The organism is Brevibacterium sp. RIT 803 (assembly GCF_016892625.1).
Taxonomy (GTDB): domain Bacteria; phylum Actinomycetota; class Actinomycetes; order Actinomycetales; family Brevibacteriaceae; genus Brevibacterium.
This window is the reverse complement of record NZ_JAFEMW010000001.1, coordinates 225,219-244,553: the sequence shown is the minus strand read 5'-3', so window position 1 is coordinate 244,553 and position 19,335 is coordinate 225,219. Positions and strand designations below refer to the sequence as shown.

Sequence of the window (19,335 nt, the reverse complement as noted above, 5' to 3'; positions counted from 1 at the left end):
GCTCCTTGTGATCAAAGCCACCTCAAACGGATACTCTAGAGGACGGATCGACCGATCTCCAGTGATCGAACATGAAAAGTTTTGATTGTTTATGATCGCTCGCCTGTGAGCGGGGATTCTCCCCCTGCCCCCGGCGTGTCGGAGATACCCGCGACCTCGCCTCCGCGTCTGCGCTCACGCTCCGTTGCCTGGACCCGCGAGAGGAGAACCTGTGCGACCGCGACGACGAGGAGGACGGCACCGTTGACGACGGCCTGCCAGTTCGAATTCGTCAGCCCGAGGCGGTTGATGAGATTGGCGACTACCTGCAGCAGCGTGACGCCGACCAGCGAACCGACGACCGTGCCGGCCCCGCCGGTGAGCAGGGTCCCGCCCAGGACGACCGCGGCGATGGCGGTGAGTTCAAGGCCCACTCCCAGAGTCGTGACACCGGAGGCCGTGTATGAGGCCGTCAAGGCGCCGGCCAGACCTGCCATCGTGCCGCTGACCGCATAGACGATGAGTGTCGAGCGCAGCACGGGCAGACCCATCAGCGAAGCGGCATCCGGTTGGCCTCCGATCGCCAGGAGGGTGGAGCCATAGGAGGTCCGATGCAGGACGAGGACGCCGATGGCGAAGAGGACCATGACGATCCAGACCGGATAGCCCAATCCCAGAAACGAGCCGCGGCTGAGCTGGAGGAACGCCGCCTCGGCGGGCACCTTGTACGTTTCAGAGCCCTCCTGGGTCAGCGCCAGCAGCAGACCCCGGGCGAAAAGGAGTCCGGCCAGGGTGACGATGAATGCCGGGATCGACGTGCCGGCGATGATTGCCCCTTGGATGAGCCCGATCAGTGTGCACACGATGAGAGGCAGGAGCACCGCGGCAAGGAAGCCGTACTGCGAGGCCCACGCCGCAAGCACGCCGCCGAGGGCGAAGACCGATCCGACGGACAGATCGATTCCGCCGGTGAAGATGACGAAGGTCAGCCCCAGGGCCGGGGGAGCGAGGAATGCGGACTGCAGGGCGATCTGAGACAGATTCCCCGCCGAGGCGAAGGACGGAAACGCGATCGACGTGATCACCACGAGTCCGAGCAGAATGGCCAGGGCGCCGTTGCGCTGGGTCAGTCTGGCCAGCATCTCGATGCGTGAGCGAGCCGTCTGGTTGGCAGAGACCACATCGATGGGATCCTGGTTCGTCATGTTCTCCTCCTCCCGACTTGGAGCGCGACCGCGACGACGATCACCACGGCCTGGACCATCTGCGAGATCGAGTCCGCAACATTGTGGGAGACCAAGGTGGAGACGATGAGCTGCATGAGCAGTGCGCCTCCGACGGTGCCGAGGACTCTGACGCGGCCGCCGCCCAGCGACGTTCCGCCGATGACGACGGCTGCGATGGCGGAGAGCTCCATGAGCAGACCTAGGGTGCGCGGGTCGCTGGCCTGTGACCGGGCGGCGACGAGAATCCCGGCGAAGGCCGCGAGCAGGCCGGAGAGGACATAGACGGTGACGAGCACCGACTTGATCCGAATGCCGGCAAGCTCAGCTGCACGTTTGTTGCCGCCGATCGCCTCGATCATGACTCCGAACGAGGTCCGGCGCATGAGGAAGCCGACCAGGATGACGAACACGATCGCACTGAGCACCGAATAGGGCACGCCCAACATGGAACCGGTGCCCAGGACCGCGAGGCCGGGATCGGAGAGATTCTTGATCTCACCGCCGATGACATTGGCCAAACCCCGTCCGCCGATGAGGACGGCGAGGGTGGCGACGATCGGTTGGAGCCCGAAATGGGAGACGAGGAGGCCGATCATCAGCCCGCTGAGCCCACCGGCGACGATGCCCACGATGATCGCCGGCATCGTCCCATACCCGATGTAGAGCGGCATGACCGCGGCCGACAGGGCCATGACGCTGCCGACGGAGAGATCGATGCCCTTCGTGCCGATGACCATCGCCATCCCGAGAGCGACGATGAGCACCGGCGCGGTCTGGATCAGCTGCAGGCGCAGGTTGGACACGGTGAGGAAGTGCGGGGTGATGATGACGTTGACGACGACGAGCAGGGCAAGAGCGAGGTAGACACCGTAGGCGGCGATCCACGTGCGCACCGAGGTTGAGCGTCTCACCGGCGCCGAGGTGGTGGCTGCGGCTCCGGTCATTCCCGACCTCCCGAGACCAGAGACTGCAGGAGGCGCGTGTTGTCGACCTCATCGCCGGTGAGGATCTCGCTGATCTCACCGTCACGCAGCACGATGACGGATTCGGATCCGGCCACGAGTTCCTCGGTCTCCGAGGAGATGAGGACGACGGCCATCCCCCGATCAGCGAGTTCGTCGATGAGTGCCTGGACCTCCTGCTTGGCTCCGACATCTATTCCGCGGGTGGGTTCATCGAGGAGGAAGACCGACGGCTGGGTGGCCAGCCATCTGGCGATGAGGACCTTCTGCTGGTTGCCTCCCGAGAGTTCCGAAATGAGCTGTCTGGGCGAAGCCACCTTGATTCCCAGACGATCGATGTAGGTGTCGACGAGTTCGTCGATCTTCTTTCGCGACAGCACTCCGGCAGTGGCCACACGGGACAGGATGCCCAGGACGATGTTGTCGCGGACGGAGAGCTCAGGCACGATGCCTTCGGATTTGCGGTCTTCGGAGAGCAGAGCGATGCCGGCCTTCAGTGCCGCAGGCACCGATTGTCGTCGAATGGGTGCACCGTTGACGGCGACCGAACCGGCGCTCGTGTCGAGGGCACCGTAGATCGCCTTGACGGTTTCGCTGCGTCCTGATCCCAGCAGTCCGGCCAGGCCGATGATCTCACCGGCCCGAACCTCGACATCGACGTCGTGCAGATGTCCCGGAGCATTCAGTCCGATTGCCTCGAGCACCACTTCGGCGGTGGGGGAAGAGTCTGCAGCGGAGGGAGAATCCTCAGCGAACGATGTCATGCCGTGCTCGGCGATGTCGCGGCCCAGCATGGCCGAGATGAGGGATCGGCGATCAAGGTCAGCCATCGCACCGGTGTGGACGACCTCACCATCGCGGAGGATCGTGACCTCGTCGCAGAGATCCCACAGCTCGTCGAGACGGTGGGAGACGAAGACGATCCCAGCACCCTGATCCCGGAGCCGACGTGCGACTCCGAAGAGGACGTCGACCTCGCGCCGTTCGAGTGAGGAGGTCGGCTCGTCCATGATGATGACCTTCGCCTCGGTGGTCACGGCCCGCGCCAGCGCGATCATCTGCTGGACCCCCAACCCCAGCGCACCTAGCTCGGCGGTCACGTCGACGTCGATTCCCAGGTCGGCCACCACCTCGGCGGCACGAGAATTCAGCTCCTTGAGGTTGATGAGTCCCAGGCGCGTGCGAGGCTCACGTCCGAGGAAGATGTTGCGCGCGACCGAGAGGAGCGGGACGAGGTTGACCTCCTGGTAGACGGTCGAGATCCCCGCGTCCTGAGCCTGGGACGGATGGTTGAATGACACCGGGGTCCCGGCAAGTTCGATGCTGCCGGAATCCGCCTGATAGACCCCGGTCAGCGACTTGATCAGGGTCGACTTCCCAGCCCCGTTCTCACCCACAATCGTGTGGATGGTCCCGGGGCCGAGAGCGAAGTCGACATCGCGGAGCACATGCACGCCGGAGAAGGACTTATTCAGTCCACGCGCAGACAGCACAGGCTGGGTTGCCGATGCCGGCTGAGTCTCGGCCGAGGGGGATCCGGGCTCCGCCACGTCAGAATGCCTGTCCGACCTGCTGCTGTGCATTGTCGGAGGTGTATTCGCCGTCCTTGATGATGATGTCCTCAGGGATCTTCTCACCGTCGTAGAACTTCGTGAGGGTGTCGAACACCAGCGGACCGAACCGAGGGTTGGATTCGATGACCGCGTTGTACTTGCCGTCGACGATGGCCTCCACCGCATTCTTCGTGCCGTCGATGGACACGATCTTGACCTGCTCACCCGGTGTCTTGCCCGCTTCCTGGATCGCAGCCATCGCGCCCAGGCCCTCTTCGTCGTTGAAGGCGTAGACGGCGTCGATCTCGGGATTCGACTGGAGAAGCTGAGCCGTGACTTCCTGGCCCTCCGACCGTGAGGCGTTGGCCGTCTGCTCCGCGACGATCTCGATGTCGGGATACTCGGCCTTGACCTGGTCCTTGAAGCCCTTCTGCCGACCATCGGTGACGTTGTTGCCCGAGGGGCCGAGCAGAACCGCGACCTTGGCCTTTTCGTCTGTGGCCTTCGCCAGGGCGTCGGCGGCGCGCTCGCCCTGTTTGACGAAGTCCGAGCCGATGAACGTGAGGTAGTCATCGCAGGATTTGTTGGTCACCTTGCGGTCGATGGTGACCACAGGAACCTTCTTCTCCTTGGCCGCCTTGAGTGCAGAGTCCAGACCGTCGGAGTTGACCGGGGCGATGACCAGTGCCTTGATATCCTGGCTGAGCAGATTCTCGATATCGCTGATCTGCTTGGGCAGTTCATTGTTGGCATTGGTGACGACGAGATCTGATCCCGCCTCTTTGGCTGCGTCTTTGAGTGACTTCGTCTCTGCGGCTCTGAAGCTCGCAGAGTCCGGTTCTGATTGGGAGAAGCCGATCTTGGCCCCTTTGAGATCGATCGTGTCGACTCCGTAGTCGTCCATCGTGCAGGTGGGGCCTGAAGAACCTGCGCTGTCGGCTGCCTGGGCGGCCTCGCCGCTGCTCGTCGGATCGGACGTCGACCCTTCGTTCGTGCAGCCGGACAGCAGGAGAGCACCTGCTGCCGCGACTGCGGACACTCGGAATGCAGTGGCCTGGAGGACTGAACGCGGTGGTGCGGTTTTCATAGGTACCTCTTCTGTCCAGCACGGCGCCATCGCCGCGATTGATCAGAAGTTATCAGAATCACAACAAAACAATCAAGAAGTGACACCTGATCGTCATCAGATCGAGAGGTCGAGAGGCTCCGGCGAGCTGGGCGCGAGTCGCCGGTCAGCTCGCTGAGGTGCTGGTGACCTCGACATCGATGCCGGCGGTGCGCAGTGCATCCAGCTCGGCGCCGTCGCTGCCGGAATCCGTGATCAGCTGGTCGATCTCCTCCGTGGGGACCGTGAGCACCGAGGAGCGCAGGCCGACCTTCGTGTGGTCGACGAGCGCGGTGACCTTTCCGGCTCCGGCGGCCATGGCTCGGTCGGTGTCGGCCACAGGAAATGCGGGAGTGGAGAGGCCGAAGTCCGCGGCCAGCCCGTTGCCCGAGAGGAATACCGTGTCCGCTCTCAGGCCCAAAAGCGCTGAGACCGTGCCGCCGCCGACGAAGGCTCGGATCGAGTGCCGCAGGATTCCACCGACGACGATGACTTCGACGTCGGGGGAGGAGACCATCGCCTCGGCGACGAGGAGGGAATTGGTGACGATGCGGATGCCCGAGCGATCGCTGAGTTCCTTGGCAAGCAGCTCGGTCGTGGTGCCGGGGCCCAGGGCGACGACATCGCCGTTGCGCACATGTTTGGCTGCGGCCCGCGCAATCGCAGTCTTCTCCGCCAGTGCCTGCTCGAGCTTCTCTGCATACGTCGATTCGCGGGCACTGGAGAAGGCGACCGCGCCTCCGTGGGTACGGGTCAGGCGTCCTTCATCAGCGAGCTGATCGAGATCACGACGGACCGTCACCGCTGAGGTGCTCAGCAGATCCGAAAGGGCGGCGATGGAGACGGCGCCGTCTCGTTCGATCGTCTCGATGATCACGTTTCGTCTTTGGGCGGCGATCATGGGGTTGTCCTCAGCCTCTGATGAGGGCTTCGCTCAAGGTCCGGGCCGCTTCGATGATGGACTTCGCGTGCAGGCGTCCGGGTTGACGGGTCAGGCGGTCCACGGGGCCGGAGATCGACACAGCGGCCACGACGCGATTGCTGGGTCCGCGCACCGGGGCCGAGACGGAGGCGACTCCTCGTTCACGTTCGGCTATCGACTGGGCCCAGCCTCGGCGACGGACACCGGAGAGCATGGTGGCGGAGAAGCGGGCACCGCGCAGACCGGTATGCAGGCGGTCGGGTTCCTCCCAGGCCAAGAGCACCTGGGCGGCGGAACCCGCGCGCATACTCAGGGTGGCACCGATCGGCACCGAGTCGCGCAGGCCAACGGGGCGTTCGGCGGCGGCTACGCACAGGCGCAGGTCGCCCTGGCGGCGGAAGAGCTGGGCGGACTCGCCGGTCTGGTCGCGCAGCTGGCCGAGCACCGGTCCGGCCGCGGCGAGCAGGCGGTCCTCGCCAGCGGCTGAGGAGAGTTCGGCCAGGCGTGGGCCGAGGACGAAGCGACCCTGCAGATCACGCCCGACGATGCGATGGAATTCGAGCGCAACGGCCAGACGGTGGGCAGTGGGTCGGGCGAGTCCGGTCAGTGAGACCAGCTCGGCCAGTGACGCGGGTCCAGCCTCAAGGGCGGAGAGAACCATTGCGGCCTTGTCGATGACTCCGACGCCGCTACCATTGCTTGTCATAGACACTATTGTGCGCGTCTCAGTGGGCGAGATGCAAGTTCGAAATGCGATACGGGCGAGTAGGTTTCCTGTACGAACTCGTCGAGCGCACATCGCGCACTCGCCGAGTGGTCAGATCGAATGTCACCCACGCCCGAAAACGGGTCGTCACAGCAGTAAGCACGTACAGGCAATCCCTGTACCAGCGGGAGGAATCATGCCACGCACTTTGGCCGAGAAGGTCTGGGCCGATCACGTCGTATCCCTGGGCGAAGACGGTGCGCCCGACCTCATCTACATCGACCTCCACCTCGTCCACGAAGTCACCAGCCCGCAGGCATTCGACGGTCTCCGACTTGCCGGGCGCCCAGTGCGCCGCCCCGACCTGACGATCGCCACGGAGGATCACAACACTCCGACCTGGGACATCGACAAGCCCATCGCCGAGCCCACCTCTGCCACGCAGATCGAAACCCTGCGGCAGAACACGCAGGAATTCGGGATCCGGCTGCACAGCCTCGGCGATGCCGACCAGGGAATCGTCCACGTCGTGGGCCCACAGCTGGGCCTGACCCAGCCGGGCACCACCGTCGTCTGCGGTGACTCGCACACCTCCACTCACGGCGCCTTCGGTGCGCTGGCACTGGGTATCGGCACCTCAGAGGTTGAGCACGTGCTCGCCACTCAGACGCTGAGCCTCAAGGCGTTCAAGACGATGTCGATCACCGTCGACGGGGAACTGCCCGAAGGCTCGAGCGCCAAGGACATCATCCTCGCCATCATCGCGAAGATCGGCACCGGCGGCGGGCAGGGCTACGTGCTCGAATACCGCGGTTCGGCGATTCGCGCGCTGTCGATGGAAGCGCGGATGACCATCTGCAACATGTCGATCGAGGCCGGAGCCCGCGCCGGCATGGTCGCCCCGGACGAGACCACCTTCGACTACGTCAAGGGCCGTCCGCACGCACCCGAGGGCGAAGACTGGGACGCCGCAGTCGAGTACTGGAAGACTCTGTACACCGACGAGGGCGCCACCTTCGACCATGAGGTCGTCCTCGAGGCCAAGGACATCGAGCCGTTCGTGACCTGGGGAACCAACCCGGGCCAGGGTCTGCCGCTGTCGGCCTCGGTGCCCTCACCCGATGACTTCGCCGACGAGAACGACAAGGCATCGGCCGCCAATGCTCTGGCCTACATGGGTCTGACGCCGGGCACCCCGCTGCGTGAGATCGAAGTCGACACCGTGTTCCTCGGTTCGTGTACGAACTCACGCATCGAAGACCTGCGTGCCGCCGCCGAGGTGGTTCGCGGTCGGAAGAAGGCCGAGAACGTCCGCTTCATGGTTGTTCCCGGATCGGCTAAGGTCCGTCTGCAGGCCGAGGACGAGGGCCTCGACGTGATCTTCAAGGACTTCGGAGGTGAGTGGCGCTTCGCTGGCTGCTCGATGTGCCTGGGCATGAACCCGGACCAGCTGGCCGACGGTGAACGCTGTGCCTCAACCTCGAACCGCAACTTCGAAGGCCGTCAGGGCAAGGGCGGGCGCACCCACCTGGTGTCCCCGCTCGTGGCAGCGGCCACCGCCGTGCGCGGGACGTTGTCCTCGCCCGGTGACGTCAAGGATCTCCCACGCGACGCCGAACCGGTGGCGTGGACGGACGATAAGCCCACCTTGACACTGACACCGACCCCCACCTCGGCGAACGCTTAAGGACTGACGACTGATGGAAGCTTTCAGCACACATACCGGCATCGGCGTCCCGCTGCGTCGCGCCAACATCGACACCGACCAGATCATCCCGGCGAAGTTCCTCAAGCGGGTCACCCGCACCGGGTTCGAGGACGCGCTGTTCTACCGGTGGCGGACGAACGACGATTTCGTCCTCAACGACCCTGACTTCTCGGCCGGCTCCGTCCTCGTGGCCGGACCTGATTTCGGCACTGGCTCATCGCGTGAACACGCCGTGTGGGCCCTGAAGGACTACGGTTTCCGCGTCGTCCTCTCCTCGCGCTTCGGAGACATCTTCCGCGGCAACTCCGGCAAAGAGGGCCTTTTGGCGGCTCAGCTGGAACAGGACGACATCGAATTGATCTGGAAGATCCTGGAGAACCACCCGGGCACCCCGATCACCGTGGACCTGAACGCGAAGACCGTGACCTGCGATTCGGTCACGGTGACGTTCCAGATCGATGACTACACGCGCTGGCGCCTCCTCGAAGGCCATGACGACATCAGCCTGACCTTGGCCAAGGAATCCGAGATCTCCGATTTCGAGTCCAAACGGGCGAGGTTCAAGCCGACGACTCTGCCCGCGAAGGTCTGAACCTTCCTCAGCGAAAGTCTGACGCTTTCTCAGTGAAGGTCTGAGCCCTTTCAGTGGAGGCTCGAATCGTCGAACGCGACGGTCTGAGAGCCGTGCCACAGGGGACCCACGCCGCGTCTGCGCTAGTCTTGGACGAGTCCGGACTAGTCTGGGCGACGTCCGGATCCTACCGGGTGCAAGTGTGACGCAGGGAGGAACATGCTCGAAGTTCGCGGCGGTAACCCGTTAGGTGGAACCGTCCAGGTCAGAGGTGCCAAGAACCTGGTTCCCAAGGCCATGGTCGCCTCATTGTTGGGAGAGACGCCCTCCGTGCTGCGCGGAGTGCCGCAGATCAGGGACGTTGAGATCGTCACCGGTCTGCTCGAGCTCCACGGGGTTCGGGTCACGCCCGGGGCCGATGGGCAGCTGTCCGATGGTGAACTTCACCTGGACCCCTCCGATATGGCACAGGGATCGATCGTCGACATCGATGCGCACGCCGGTTCCTCTCGGATCCCGATCCTCTTCTGCGGACCCCTCCTGCACAGCCTGGGCCAAGCCTTCATTCCGGATCTGGGCGGCTGCCACATCGGTGATCGTCCCATCAACTTCCACCTCGATGTGCTGCGGCAGTTCGGTGCCGAGGTCGACAAGACCTCCGGCGGCATCATGCTCACCACCCGAGGACGACTCCAGGGCACGAAGGTCGAACTGCCTTTCCCCTCTGTGGGTGCCACCGAGCAGGTTCTGCTGACCGCGGTCCGCGCCGAAGGCGTGACCGAGCTGCGCAATGCGGCCATCGAACCCGAGATCATGGATCTCATCGCCCTGCTGCAGAAGATGGGCGCCATCATCACCGTCGACACCGACCGTGTGGTGCGCATCGAGGGCGTGGAGACCCTGCGCGGCTTCATCCACCGCGCGCTGCCGGACCGCAATGAGACCGCCTCGTGGGCCTCTGCCGCGCTGGCCACCGGCGGAGACATCTTCGTCGAAGGTGCCTCTCAGCCCGAGCTCATCACCTTCCTCAACGTCTTCCGGCGCATCGGCGGCGAATTCGAGGTCGAGGAGACCGGGATCCGTTTCCGCCACCCCGGTGGCAAGCTCACGTCCTTCGCGCTGGAGACCGACGTGCACCCGGGCTTCATGACGGATTGGCAGCAGCCGCTCGTCGTTGCCATGACCCAGGCCGAGGGACTGTCGATCATCCACGAAACCGTGTACGAGAACCGCTTCGGCTTCACCCATGCGCTCGGTGAGATGGGTGCCCAGATCCAGCTGTACCGCGAATGCCTGGGCGGCACACCCTGCCGGTTCGGGCGTCGCAACTACCAGCATTCAGCCGTGGTCTCCGGGCCTACCGAACTCACCGGAACACGTATCGACGTGCCCGATCTGCGCGGTGGGTTCAGCCACCTCATCGCAGCCCTGGCAGCACGCGGCACCAGCCAGGTCCACGGCATCGAGCTCATCAACCGCGGATACGAGAACTTCCTCGACAAGCTTCTCGGTCTCGGGGCCGAGGTAGCCGCATGAGTGCGGTGACCGAGCCGGACTCGAATGATCACGACCTCGTCTCCTTCGATCCCGCCTCAGTGCGTGCGCAGAACCGGGCCGGCACCATCGCCGCCACCGCAGCCTTCGGGCTCATGCGCACGGCCACGAAGATGACGGTGACGGGGGCCGAACATCTGCCGCCGCCGGGCAAGGCCGCCATCATCGCCGCCTACCATGCGAACCACCTCGACCCGATCCTCGTGGGCCTGGCCCTCAAACGTCACGGTCGGATGCCGCATTTCCTGGCGAAGTCGTCTCTGTTCTCCGGCGTACTCGGAACGATCCTCAAGACGATCGGCCAGATCCCCGTGCTGCGAGCCTCAGGACAGGCTGGGGACTCGCTCGAATACGCCAAAGATGCTTTGGCCAACGGCCAGACCGTGGTCATCTACCCCGAGGGAACCTTGACCAAGGACCCGGACTTCTGGCCCCAGCACTTCAAATCCGGCACTGCCCGACTCGCCCTTGAAACCGGGGCGCCGATCATTCCCGTCGCCCACTGGGGACTCAACGGAATCTATCCGCGCGGATCTCGACTGCCGAGGTTCAAACCGCTGAGCCACAGCTGCATCGTCGGATTCGGGCCTTCCCTCGACTACGAGGACCTGTGGCCCCACCGCGAGGAGAAGAGGGCCAAGACGGTGCTCACCCACCGTCTGACGAACACCATCGCAGGGATGGTCGGCGAGCTTTCGAACCGTGAGCTGCCGGCGAGATTCCACAACAAGGAGGTCGGCGAATGAGCGTCGAGAAGACCGCAGTGCTGGGCGCCGGATCATGGGGGACAACCTATGCCGCTGTCGTCGCCGATGCTGGATTCCCCGTCACCCTCTGGGCTCGCCGGTCCGAGGTCGCCGAGGAGATCACCTCCTCGCACACCAACGAACGGTACCTGGGCGACCGGGTCCTGCCTGAGCTGCTGAGCGCGACCGCCGATGACATCGCCGCCGTCGCAGACGCCGAGGTCATCGTCCTCGCCGTTCCCGCGCAGACCCTGAGGGAGAACCTGAGCCGGTGGAAGCCGCACCTGCGCCCAGGAGTGAAGCTCGTGAGCCTGATGAAGGGCATCGAAGTCGACACGGGCAAACGCATGTCCGAGGTCATCGCCGAGGTCGCCGAGGTGGACTCCACCCAGATCGCGGTCGTCTCCGGCCCGAACCTGGCCCGTGAGATCGCCGATCGTCAGCCCACAGCCACTGTCGTGGCCTCGGAGAGCATCGAGACCGCCGAGGTGGTCGCTGAGATCAGCGCGAACGGCTACTTCCGGCCCTATACCAACACCGACGTCGTCGGCGTCGAGATGGGCGGTGCCGTGAAGAACGTCATCGCCCTGGCAGTCGGCATCGCCGACGGTCAGAAGCTCGGCGACAACTCGAAAGCCTCGATCATCACCCGCGGCCTGGCCGAGACCTCTCGTCTGGCCGCTGCCATGGGTGCCCAGCCGCACACCCTCTCGGGTCTGGCCGGACTCGGCGACCTCGTCGCCACATGTGCCTCGCCGCTGTCGCGGAACCGGACATTCGGGCGCCACCTCGGCGAGGGCATGAGCTTGGACGATGTCATCGCTCACACCTCGCAGACCGCTGAGGGAGTGAAATCGGCGCCCGCCATCCTCGCTCTGGGACGCAGGTACTCAGTCGACCTGCCGATCACCGAAGCCGTGTGTGCGGTCCTCGGAGGACAGCTGAGGGTTGACGAACTCGCTGGTTTGCTGTTGTCTCGGAAGCGTAAGCACGAGGGACCACCCGCCTGAGCACCTCAGGCCGTCCGGCACCACATCGCACGACCACGACATCGTACGACCACTACACCGCACGACAAGGAGCAGACATGAGCGTCAACTCACCGTTCTACAACCTTTCCGAAGTTCCGACCTTCACTCTCACCAGCACGGACATCGAGAACGGGGGCGAACTGAGCGGACCTCAGCTCTCGGGCGCGATGGGCGTCGACGGCGGCCAGGACGTCTCCCCGCAGCTGTCTTGGTCGGGATTCCCCGAAGAGACCAAGGCCTTCGCCGTGACCTGCTACGACCCGGACGCACCCACCGGCTCCGGTTTCTGGCACTGGGTCGTGACCGATCTCGACGCGTCGACAACCAGCCTGCCCGCCAACGCCGGCGATCCCTCGGCGGACCTTCTGCCTGCTGGAACAGTGACCCTGCGCAACGATGCGGGCGAACCTCGCTTCGTCGGTGCCGCCCCACCACAGGGTCACGGACCGCACCGTTACTTCTTCATCGTCACAGCACTGGCGCAGCCGCTTGGCCTCGACGAATCTGCCTCGCCGGCCTTCGCCGGGTTCAACATGTTCTTCAAAGGCATCGCTCGTGCATCCCTGGAATGCACGTTCGAGCTCAAGTGAGCTAGAGTTTTCCAGTCCGTACAAACGGTCACGCGCGCTAACGACCAAGGATTTCTATGCCTGAATCTGATCACCGGCCACTCGTCGCAGTCCTCTTCGGCGGACGATCGAGCGAACACGCCGTCAGCTGCGTCACTGCTGCCGGGGTCATCCAGGCCATCGACACCGACGCCTACCGCGTTCTGCCGATCGGCATCACGAAGGCCGGTGTGTGGCGCATCGTCGAAGACTGGTCGACGATGGCCTTCGACCCGGCTGACATGCCAGAGGTCGTTGACAACGGAACCGAGGTCATCCCCCCGATCTCCGCTCAGGGCTCACCTCTGCTGCAGCGGGACGCCGAGGGGCAGTACACCGAACTCGGATCCGTCGACGTCTACTTCCCTCTCCTGCACGGCCGGTACGGGGAAGACGGAACCTTGCAAGGCCTGTTCGAGCTCAGCGACACGGCCTACGTCGGTTCCGGGGTCTTCGCTTCGGCGGCGAGCATGGACAAGCACTACACGAAGTCCCTCATGGCCCACGCCGGAATTCCGACGTGCCCCTGGGAGCTCGTGACCGAGACCATGTGGGAATCAGAGCAGGCCGACGCCGAGGCTCGTATCACCGGACTTGGTCTGCCCGTATTCGTCAAACCGGCACGGGCAGGATCGTCCATGGGAGTCAGCCGCGTCGAGTCCGCCGAGGGTCTGGATCAGGCGCTGCGCTCTGCCTTCGAGCATGACTCCAAGGTCATCGTCGAACCACAGGTCGTCGGCCGTGAGATCGAGTGCGCGGTGCTCGGCTCGGTTCATGACCGTGAGGTCCGTGTCTCGTTCCCCGGAGAGATCGAAGTCTCCGGCGAACACTCGTTCTATGACTTCGAGGCCAAATACCTCAATCTCGCCGATGCGCAGCTGACCTGCCCGGCACGCGTCGATGAGAAGACGACAGCCCGGATCCAAGAACTCTCGGCCCAGGTCTTCCGGCTCTTCGACTGCACAGGACTCTCACGAGTCGACACCTTCGTCACAGATGCCGGTGACGTCCTCATCAACGAGATCAACACGCTCCCGGGGTTCACCCCCACCTCGGCGTACCCGTTCATGTGGTCGAACTCCGGCATCGAATACCCGGAGCTCATCTCAGAGCTCATCACCATCGCCCTGGCCGACCACGCCCGCACCCACTGAGTCCCCGAGTCGCGCACCCATTCAGTCGCGCTGGATCTGGGGCTTCTGCCGTCCCTGAGCACACCTGCTCAGCTGTCGAGGTCTTGGGCTCCCACACACTTGGCCTCAGGCTTCACAGCAGTCAGCGCCGGCGAGATCGCTGCGAGTACATTGTTGCCCGATTCCGCCTTGCGGTTGACGAGGACCTCGACTGCCGGGGTACGACCGTAGCTGGTGAAGACCCAAGTGTCGTCCTCCTCGGAGGCCTTGGAGATCCAGTCGACGCTGCTCACGCTCACGCACTGATCGGTGGTCGGTCCGGGCGGGGTGACTCCGCAGCGGACCACTGCGATATTGGGATCTCCCCATGCCTTCGTGCCCTGGGAGGATGTCGTGCGTGATTTCGCGCCGGCGATCTCATCGGGCATACGCAGCATGATGTCGGCGCAGTCGGGATTCTGCGCGTCCTGAGCAGGCTCGACGACGACCGTGCGCTCACACCCTGCCAGGCTGACTCCGGCCACCACGGTGGCGATGGCGGCCAGGGCGATGGTGCGCGCCTTACGAGTCGAACGTTGAGGCGACGGGCGGAGGCGACGAGATCTCATACAACTACCGTATCTCCCGATAACCTTGAGCCATGACCCGACTGTCCGAACTTGGCGAATCACACGTGCTCGAACGCATCCTCTCTCACAATCGCAGCGGTTCGCAGGTGGTCATCGGACCCGGAGACGATGCCGCGGTGACCGCGGTGGACGGCAACCTGGTGTCGACCGCGGACATGCTCGTGGAGAACGAGGATTTCACTCGTGCCTGGCTCGACTGGGGCAGGCTCGGGATCAAAGCCGCAGCACAGAACCTCTCCGATGTGTGCGTCATGGGCGCCAGACCTCATGGGCTGCTGGTGTCACTGGCCGTGCCGAACTCGACCGAGATAGAGGACCTCGAAGCGCTCTTTGCCGGGATTGTCGCCGAGGCGGAGCGTGCCGGTGACGACCTGGGCTGCGAGATCCCGATCATCGGCGGAGACCTCTCATCCTCGGGCCTCATCGTCATCGCGATCACCGCTTTGGGCACCGTCGCCGATTGTGCGGCGATCACCCGCTCGGGTGCGCGGCCGGGCGATTCGATCTACCTGGCGGGGACCATCGGACGTGCCGCAGCCGGATTGGATCTCCTCTTCGCCGGCGTCGACGGGGATGCTGAAGTCGACGGGGATGCTGATCTCGATGAGAGCCTGACGTCACTCATCACCACCCAATTGGCTCCACAGCCGGACTATGCGGCCGTCCTGAACATGGGGGCAGCCTCGGCGATGGTCGATGTCTCCGATGGGCTGAGCACGGACGTGGGGCAGATCGCGTCGGCCTCGGGCGTCCACGCCCGCATCGACCGCTCCTCACTCCACGAGCTCATCGATGAGCTGCTGCCTGCAGCACGGCACCTGACGGGCGCCATCGAGGGTGCCCAGTCAGGCGAAGGGGCCGCGCAGGCTGCCGCAGAGGCTGAGGAGCTGGCGTTGGCCTGGGTGCTCAACGGGGGAGAGGACCATGGCTTCGTCGCGTCGTCGGCGCAGTTCGACACACCTCCGGTAGGCTGGCGGAGAATCGGAGAGATGAGAGTCGGCAGCGGGGTCAGTCTCGACGGCGCACCGGTGCCGACGAGCGGCTTCAGCCATTTCGGGAAGTGACATGAGCGGACCCAATCAAGCCATCGGCCTCAACGGGCGTCTGGCCGCCAGGTGGGCTCGGCGGGCCGTTGATCGTCTGCGCAAGGAACGCGTCGAAATCGACGAACTCAACGTCTTCCCTGTCCCCGACGGTGATACCGGCACGAACATGTACCACACCCTGCGCGCCGCCTACCTGGCCGTCGAAGAACTCACCGGACCCGTCACACTGCCCCAGGTCGTCGCGGCTCTCGCAGAGGGGGCAGGACGCGGTGCCCGCGGAAACTCCGGACTCATCCTCGCAGTCGCACTCAAAGGCGTCGCCGATGCCCTGGAGGGCGTGACCGTAGCGACGCCCGAAGCCATGGCCGCAGCCCTCGAACTCGCCTCCGCCAGGGCCCGGCAGTCCGTGGCCCGGCCCGTCGACGGCACCATGCTCACGGTCCTCGACGCCATGGCCACCGAGGCAGCAGAGAAGGCCGAGAATGGGGCGAATCTCATCGACCTCATCTCTGCGGTGCGCCTGCGCTCCCGCTCGGCACTGCGCGAGACCACCGGGCAGCTGCCAGTGCTTCGTGAAGCCGAGGTCGTCGATGCCGGTTCGACGGGGATCGTGGAGCTCTTCGATCTCCTCTACGCCACGGTCACCGGCCGGACACCGCAGGATTCGATGCTCGGCGAAGTCACCAGGTCACCGCGCATCGTCCATCAGGCCAGTGCCGATGAACTCGAGATCGTCGCCATCCTGGCCACCTATCCGGCATCCACCGATTCCGAAAAGACGAACACCCTCGCCGAGGTGCTCGATGACCTCGGCGGGACATCGATCGTCATCAATGGACCCAAGGTTCACGTCCATGTCGCCGACGAGGCCACCGCCGTGACCATTCTCGACCACCTCGCCGGCTACGGCATCGCCCGTCTGGACATGGAAGACCTGCGTCTGCACGAGGAGGAGGGCGAAACCCACCTGGTGGCCATCGTCTCGGGCACCGGGCTCCTCATGCACTGCGCGCTCAACGGGGCAAGTGCCCTGACGCCGGATTTCGGTGACGTGCGGGCCATGACCAGGGACATCATCGCCGAGGAAGACCGTGCGGTCATCGTCGTCCCCAGCTCGACGACCGTCCTGAAAGCACTGGGACAGGTCTCCGGTGGACAAGTGGTCCGCTCCCGCAATTTCGCCACTCTGCTCTCGGCACTCACGGTCCATGATCCCTTCGCCCCGTCCGCAGAGATCTTCGCCGATATGACCGAGGCTGCTGCCGGCACCCGTGTGGGCACCATCGTCTCGGCCGAACAGCTTGCCCTCAATCCGCCGACAGGTGCCCTGCCGGTCATCGACGACGTTCCGGGAGCGGGTTCGGAGCCTGGATCGATGCTCGACTCCAGCACGGTGGGCATGCGCAGGATCCCGCTCTCCCATCCCTCGCAGTTCTACCGGGTCTTCATCGACGGGAAGGTGAAGACTCAGAGCACCGAACTCACGACCCTGGTCGAGAAGCTCGCCGATCGCCTCCTGGGTGCCGGGGGAGAGCTCCTCACCGTCGTCCACGGTCCCGGGTGCGCACCCGATGTCCTCTCGCACCTGCGGGACTGGATCCGCAAATCACACTCTCAGGTGAGGTTCCAGGACATCGACTCGAGAGACCGGGCGACGCTCCTCATCATGGGAGTCGAATGAGCGCCCGCCTCGACGACTACTTCACCGCACGAGACCGCGGTGCACTCAAGAAGCGAGGGATCACCTCGGTGGCGGATCTCTTCCGCTTCTTCCCGCGCAGATTCCTCGTGCCCGGAGAGAAGACGCCTCTGGGCGGACTCCCGTTGGGGGAGACCGCGATCCTCCAGGCCGAGGTCATCTCCGTAGACACCCGGCGCATGCAGAAGCGCCGCGGCACCATCACCGATGTGATCGTCCACGACGGACAGCAGTCGATGAAGATCGCCTTCTTCAACCAGCGCTGGCTGGACAGCCAGCTGGTGCCCGGACTCACCGTCGTCTTCGCCGGGAAGGTCGAGGAATACCGCGGGCAGCTGACCCTGAACTCGCCCACCTGGCTCAATCGGGACGAACACGATGAGAAGTGGACCCCGGAGGACCTCAACTCACCGTTCCCCGTCTATTCACGAGTCAAGGGCATCGCTCAGACACGACTGTGGAAGGCCATCAAGGTTCTCCTCGACGTCGCGGACCCTGCCGAGTTCGAGGACCCCCTGCCGACCGCCATGCGAGAGAACCTTGACCTGCCCGACCTGCGCACCGCATTCAACGATATGCATCGGCCCAGGTCTGCAGCGGCGACGGAGAAGGCGAAACAGCGCTGGAAATGGGAAGAGGCGCTCGCCCTGCAGGCGGAGTTCGTCTCCCGTAAGGCCGATTACGAAAAGCTCGAGGCCACACCTCTGCTCAACGTCGGAGCCAGAAGCGAGCGGTTCGACAACAGTCTGCCCTTCTACCTCACCGCCTCTCAGCTGCGGGTCGGCGAGGAGATCGAGGCAGATATGGGCAGGCGTTCGGCGATGCATCGCCTCCTCCACGGCGACGTCGGCTCCGGCAAGACCGTCGTGGCATTGCGGGCCATGCTCACTGCCGTCGATTCGGGAGCCCAGGCCGCGATGCTCGCGCCCACAGAGGTGCTCGCCACTCAGCATTTCCGCTCCATTGAGAGCCTCCTTCGCGACCAGATGGCGCTGAGTCCTCTGCTCTCGGGCGATGATCAGGTGCGGGTGGCGCTGATGACGGGGTCGATGCCGGCCCGCGAACGAAAACAGCTGGCGCTCGATCTCGCCACCGGTCAGATCGACATCGTCGTCGGCACGCATGCGCTGATGTCGGATACGACGATGTTCGACAGACTGGGCCTCATCGTCGTTGACGAGCAGCATCGGTTCGGCGTCGAACAACGCGAGGCACTGCGGGCGAAAGCCGGGCTCAAGGTCCCGCACACGCTCGTGATGTCCGCGACGCCGATCCCGCGGACCGTCGCGATGACCGTCTTCGCCGATCTCGACGTCTCCACTCTCGACGAGATGCCCGCCGGCACCAAGGACATCACCACCCACGCTGTGTCACTGGGGGACCATCCGAATTGGCTGGGCAGGGTCCTCCAACTCATCGACGAGGCGGCCGAGGACGGCCGCGGCACATTCGTCGTCTTCCCGCGGATTGACCCCTCCGACATCGAAGATCCCGAAACGGGAGAAGTGGTCGGCAGCAGAGAGGGAATTGAGGACCTGCGGGACAAGCTCAAGAACTCCGATGAGCTCCGGGCTCGTTCGATCGAGCTTCTCCATGGGCGGATGTCACCGGTGGAGAAGGACCGGACGATGGCGGCATTCGTCTCCGGCGAGACTGACATCCTGGTCTCCACGACCGTCGTCGAGGTGGGAGTCGACGTGCCGCGGGCGACCATGATGGTCGTCTTCGAAGCGGAGCGATTCGGTGTCGCTCAGCTCCACCAGCTGCGCGGCCGCGTCGGACGAGACGGCAGCGCAGCCATGTGCTTCCTGCTCACCCAGGCTTCCGAATCCGATGAGAGCTTCGAGCGCCTGAGTGAGGTCGCCGGCACCCTCGACGGCTTCGCCCTGGCCGAGTACGATCTCGGCACCCGGGGAGAAGGCGATGTGCTCGGAGCCTCGCAGTGGGGAGGATCGTCGCTGAAGCACCTGTCCATTCTGCGCGATGCGCCGATCGTCGAAGAGGCGAGAACCATTGCGGAGAAGATCATCTCCGTCGACCCTGATCTGAGTTCACTGCCGGCCCTGCGTACCTTCATCAAGAGAGTCCTGCCCGCCGAGTCAGCCCACTTCATCGAGGCGAACTGATGTCGGACCACCCCGCTGAGGAGGAAGCGCA

General features: G+C 64.6%; 17 protein-coding genes. 10 read left to right on the top strand and 7 right to left on the bottom strand.

The features are described from left to right. Nucleotides 1-89: 89 nt before the first annotated feature. The 6 genes from JTF07_RS01065 to JTF07_RS01040 all read right to left on the bottom strand — a co-directional run bounded on the left by JTF07_RS01065 (nucleotide 90) and on the right by JTF07_RS01040 (nucleotide 6,453). A complete protein-coding gene (locus tag JTF07_RS01065; protein WP_204232500.1) occupies nucleotides 90-1,184 on the bottom strand; it encodes an ABC transporter permease in 1,095 nt (364 codons plus the stop codon). Then, on the bottom strand, nucleotides 1,181-2,149 hold the full coding sequence (locus JTF07_RS01060) for an ABC transporter permease (protein ID WP_204232499.1): 969 nt from the start codon (nucleotides 2,147-2,149) through the stop codon (nucleotides 1,181-1,183). Before JTF07_RS01060 ends, JTF07_RS01065 begins: the two co-directional genes overlap by 4 nt. Next, the gene (locus JTF07_RS01055) at nucleotides 2,146-3,717 is read right to left on the bottom strand and encodes a sugar ABC transporter ATP-binding protein (protein ID WP_353843840.1); all 1,572 of its coding nucleotides are present in this window, start codon (nucleotides 3,715-3,717) and stop codon (nucleotides 2,146-2,148) included. Before JTF07_RS01055 ends, JTF07_RS01060 begins: the two co-directional genes overlap by 4 nt. Before the next feature lies 1 nt (nucleotide 3,718). Further along, nucleotides 3,719-4,807 (bottom strand): ABC transporter substrate-binding protein, encoded by a 1,089-nt coding sequence (locus JTF07_RS01050; protein ID WP_204232497.1) that lies wholly within the window; start codon nucleotides 4,805-4,807, stop codon nucleotides 3,719-3,721. Between the two features lie 145 nt (nucleotides 4,808-4,952). After that, on the bottom strand, nucleotides 4,953-5,726 hold the full coding sequence (locus JTF07_RS01045; protein ID WP_204232496.1) for a DeoR/GlpR family DNA-binding transcription regulator: 774 nt from the start codon (nucleotides 5,724-5,726) through the stop codon (nucleotides 4,953-4,955). Between the two features lie 10 nt (nucleotides 5,727-5,736). Next, on the bottom strand, nucleotides 5,737-6,453 hold the full coding sequence (locus JTF07_RS01040) for an IclR family transcriptional regulator (protein WP_009882470.1): 717 nt from the start codon (nucleotides 6,451-6,453) through the stop codon (nucleotides 5,737-5,739). Between the two features lie 196 nt (nucleotides 6,454-6,649). Between JTF07_RS01040 and leuC the strand changes: the two genes are divergently transcribed. The 7 genes from leuC to JTF07_RS01005 all read left to right on the top strand — a co-directional run bounded on the left by leuC (nucleotide 6,650) and on the right by JTF07_RS01005 (nucleotide 13,825). Next, a complete protein-coding gene (gene leuC / locus JTF07_RS01035; protein ID WP_204232495.1) occupies nucleotides 6,650-8,140 on the top strand; it encodes a 3-isopropylmalate dehydratase large subunit in 1,491 nt (496 codons plus the stop codon). A gap of 13 nt (nucleotides 8,141-8,153) precedes the next feature. After that, nucleotides 8,154-8,753: a 3-isopropylmalate dehydratase small subunit gene (leuD, locus tag JTF07_RS01030; protein WP_204232494.1), complete on the top strand. Its 600-nt coding sequence runs from the start codon at nucleotides 8,154-8,156 to the stop codon at nucleotides 8,751-8,753. Nucleotides 8,754-8,951: 198 nt separating this feature from the next. After that, the gene (gene murA / locus JTF07_RS01025; protein ID WP_204232493.1) at nucleotides 8,952-10,268 is read left to right on the top strand and encodes a UDP-N-acetylglucosamine 1-carboxyvinyltransferase; all 1,317 of its coding nucleotides are present in this window, start codon (nucleotides 8,952-8,954) and stop codon (nucleotides 10,266-10,268) included. Continuing rightward, a complete protein-coding gene (locus tag JTF07_RS01020) occupies nucleotides 10,265-11,032 on the top strand; it encodes a lysophospholipid acyltransferase family protein (RefSeq protein WP_204232492.1) in 768 nt (255 codons plus the stop codon). Before murA ends, JTF07_RS01020 begins: the two co-directional genes overlap by 4 nt. Next, nucleotides 11,029-12,042: an NAD(P)H-dependent glycerol-3-phosphate dehydrogenase gene (locus tag JTF07_RS01015; protein WP_204232491.1), complete on the top strand. Its 1,014-nt coding sequence runs from the start codon at nucleotides 11,029-11,031 to the stop codon at nucleotides 12,040-12,042. The genes JTF07_RS01020 and JTF07_RS01015 overlap by 4 nt, the downstream gene beginning before the upstream one ends. 77 nt (nucleotides 12,043-12,119) lie before the next feature. Next, the gene (locus JTF07_RS01010; RefSeq protein ID WP_204232490.1) at nucleotides 12,120-12,653 is read left to right on the top strand and encodes a YbhB/YbcL family Raf kinase inhibitor-like protein; all 534 of its coding nucleotides are present in this window, start codon (nucleotides 12,120-12,122) and stop codon (nucleotides 12,651-12,653) included. Between the two features lie 56 nt (nucleotides 12,654-12,709). Further along, the gene (locus JTF07_RS01005; protein WP_204232489.1) at nucleotides 12,710-13,825 is read left to right on the top strand and encodes a D-alanine--D-alanine ligase family protein; all 1,116 of its coding nucleotides are present in this window, start codon (nucleotides 12,710-12,712) and stop codon (nucleotides 13,823-13,825) included. A 68-nt stretch (nucleotides 13,826-13,893) separates the two neighbouring features. On the opposite strand, the gene JTF07_RS01000 is transcribed toward JTF07_RS01005, so the two are convergent. Further along, nucleotides 13,894-14,412, bottom strand: coding sequence for a DUF3515 family protein (locus JTF07_RS01000; RefSeq protein ID WP_252199213.1), 519 nt, complete (start codon nucleotides 14,410-14,412; stop codon nucleotides 13,894-13,896). 32 nt (nucleotides 14,413-14,444) lie between these two features. On the opposite strand from JTF07_RS01000, the gene thiL reads away from it, so the two are divergent. From thiL to JTF07_RS00985, 3 genes are read left to right on the top strand one after another with little or no spacing between them, the layout of a single operon-like run. Beyond that, the gene (thiL, locus tag JTF07_RS00995; RefSeq protein ID WP_204232488.1) at nucleotides 14,445-15,497 is read left to right on the top strand and encodes a thiamine-phosphate kinase; all 1,053 of its coding nucleotides are present in this window, start codon (nucleotides 14,445-14,447) and stop codon (nucleotides 15,495-15,497) included. Between the two features lies 1 nt (nucleotide 15,498). Further along, the gene (locus JTF07_RS00990) at nucleotides 15,499-17,160 is read left to right on the top strand and encodes a DAK2 domain-containing protein (protein WP_204232487.1); all 1,662 of its coding nucleotides are present in this window, start codon (nucleotides 15,499-15,501) and stop codon (nucleotides 17,158-17,160) included. Continuing rightward, nucleotides 17,157-19,304, top strand: coding sequence for an ATP-dependent DNA helicase RecG (locus JTF07_RS00985; protein ID WP_204232486.1), 2,148 nt, complete (start codon nucleotides 17,157-17,159; stop codon nucleotides 19,302-19,304). Before JTF07_RS00990 ends, JTF07_RS00985 begins: the two co-directional genes overlap by 4 nt. The last annotated feature ends 31 nt before the right edge of the window (nucleotides 19,305-19,335 follow it).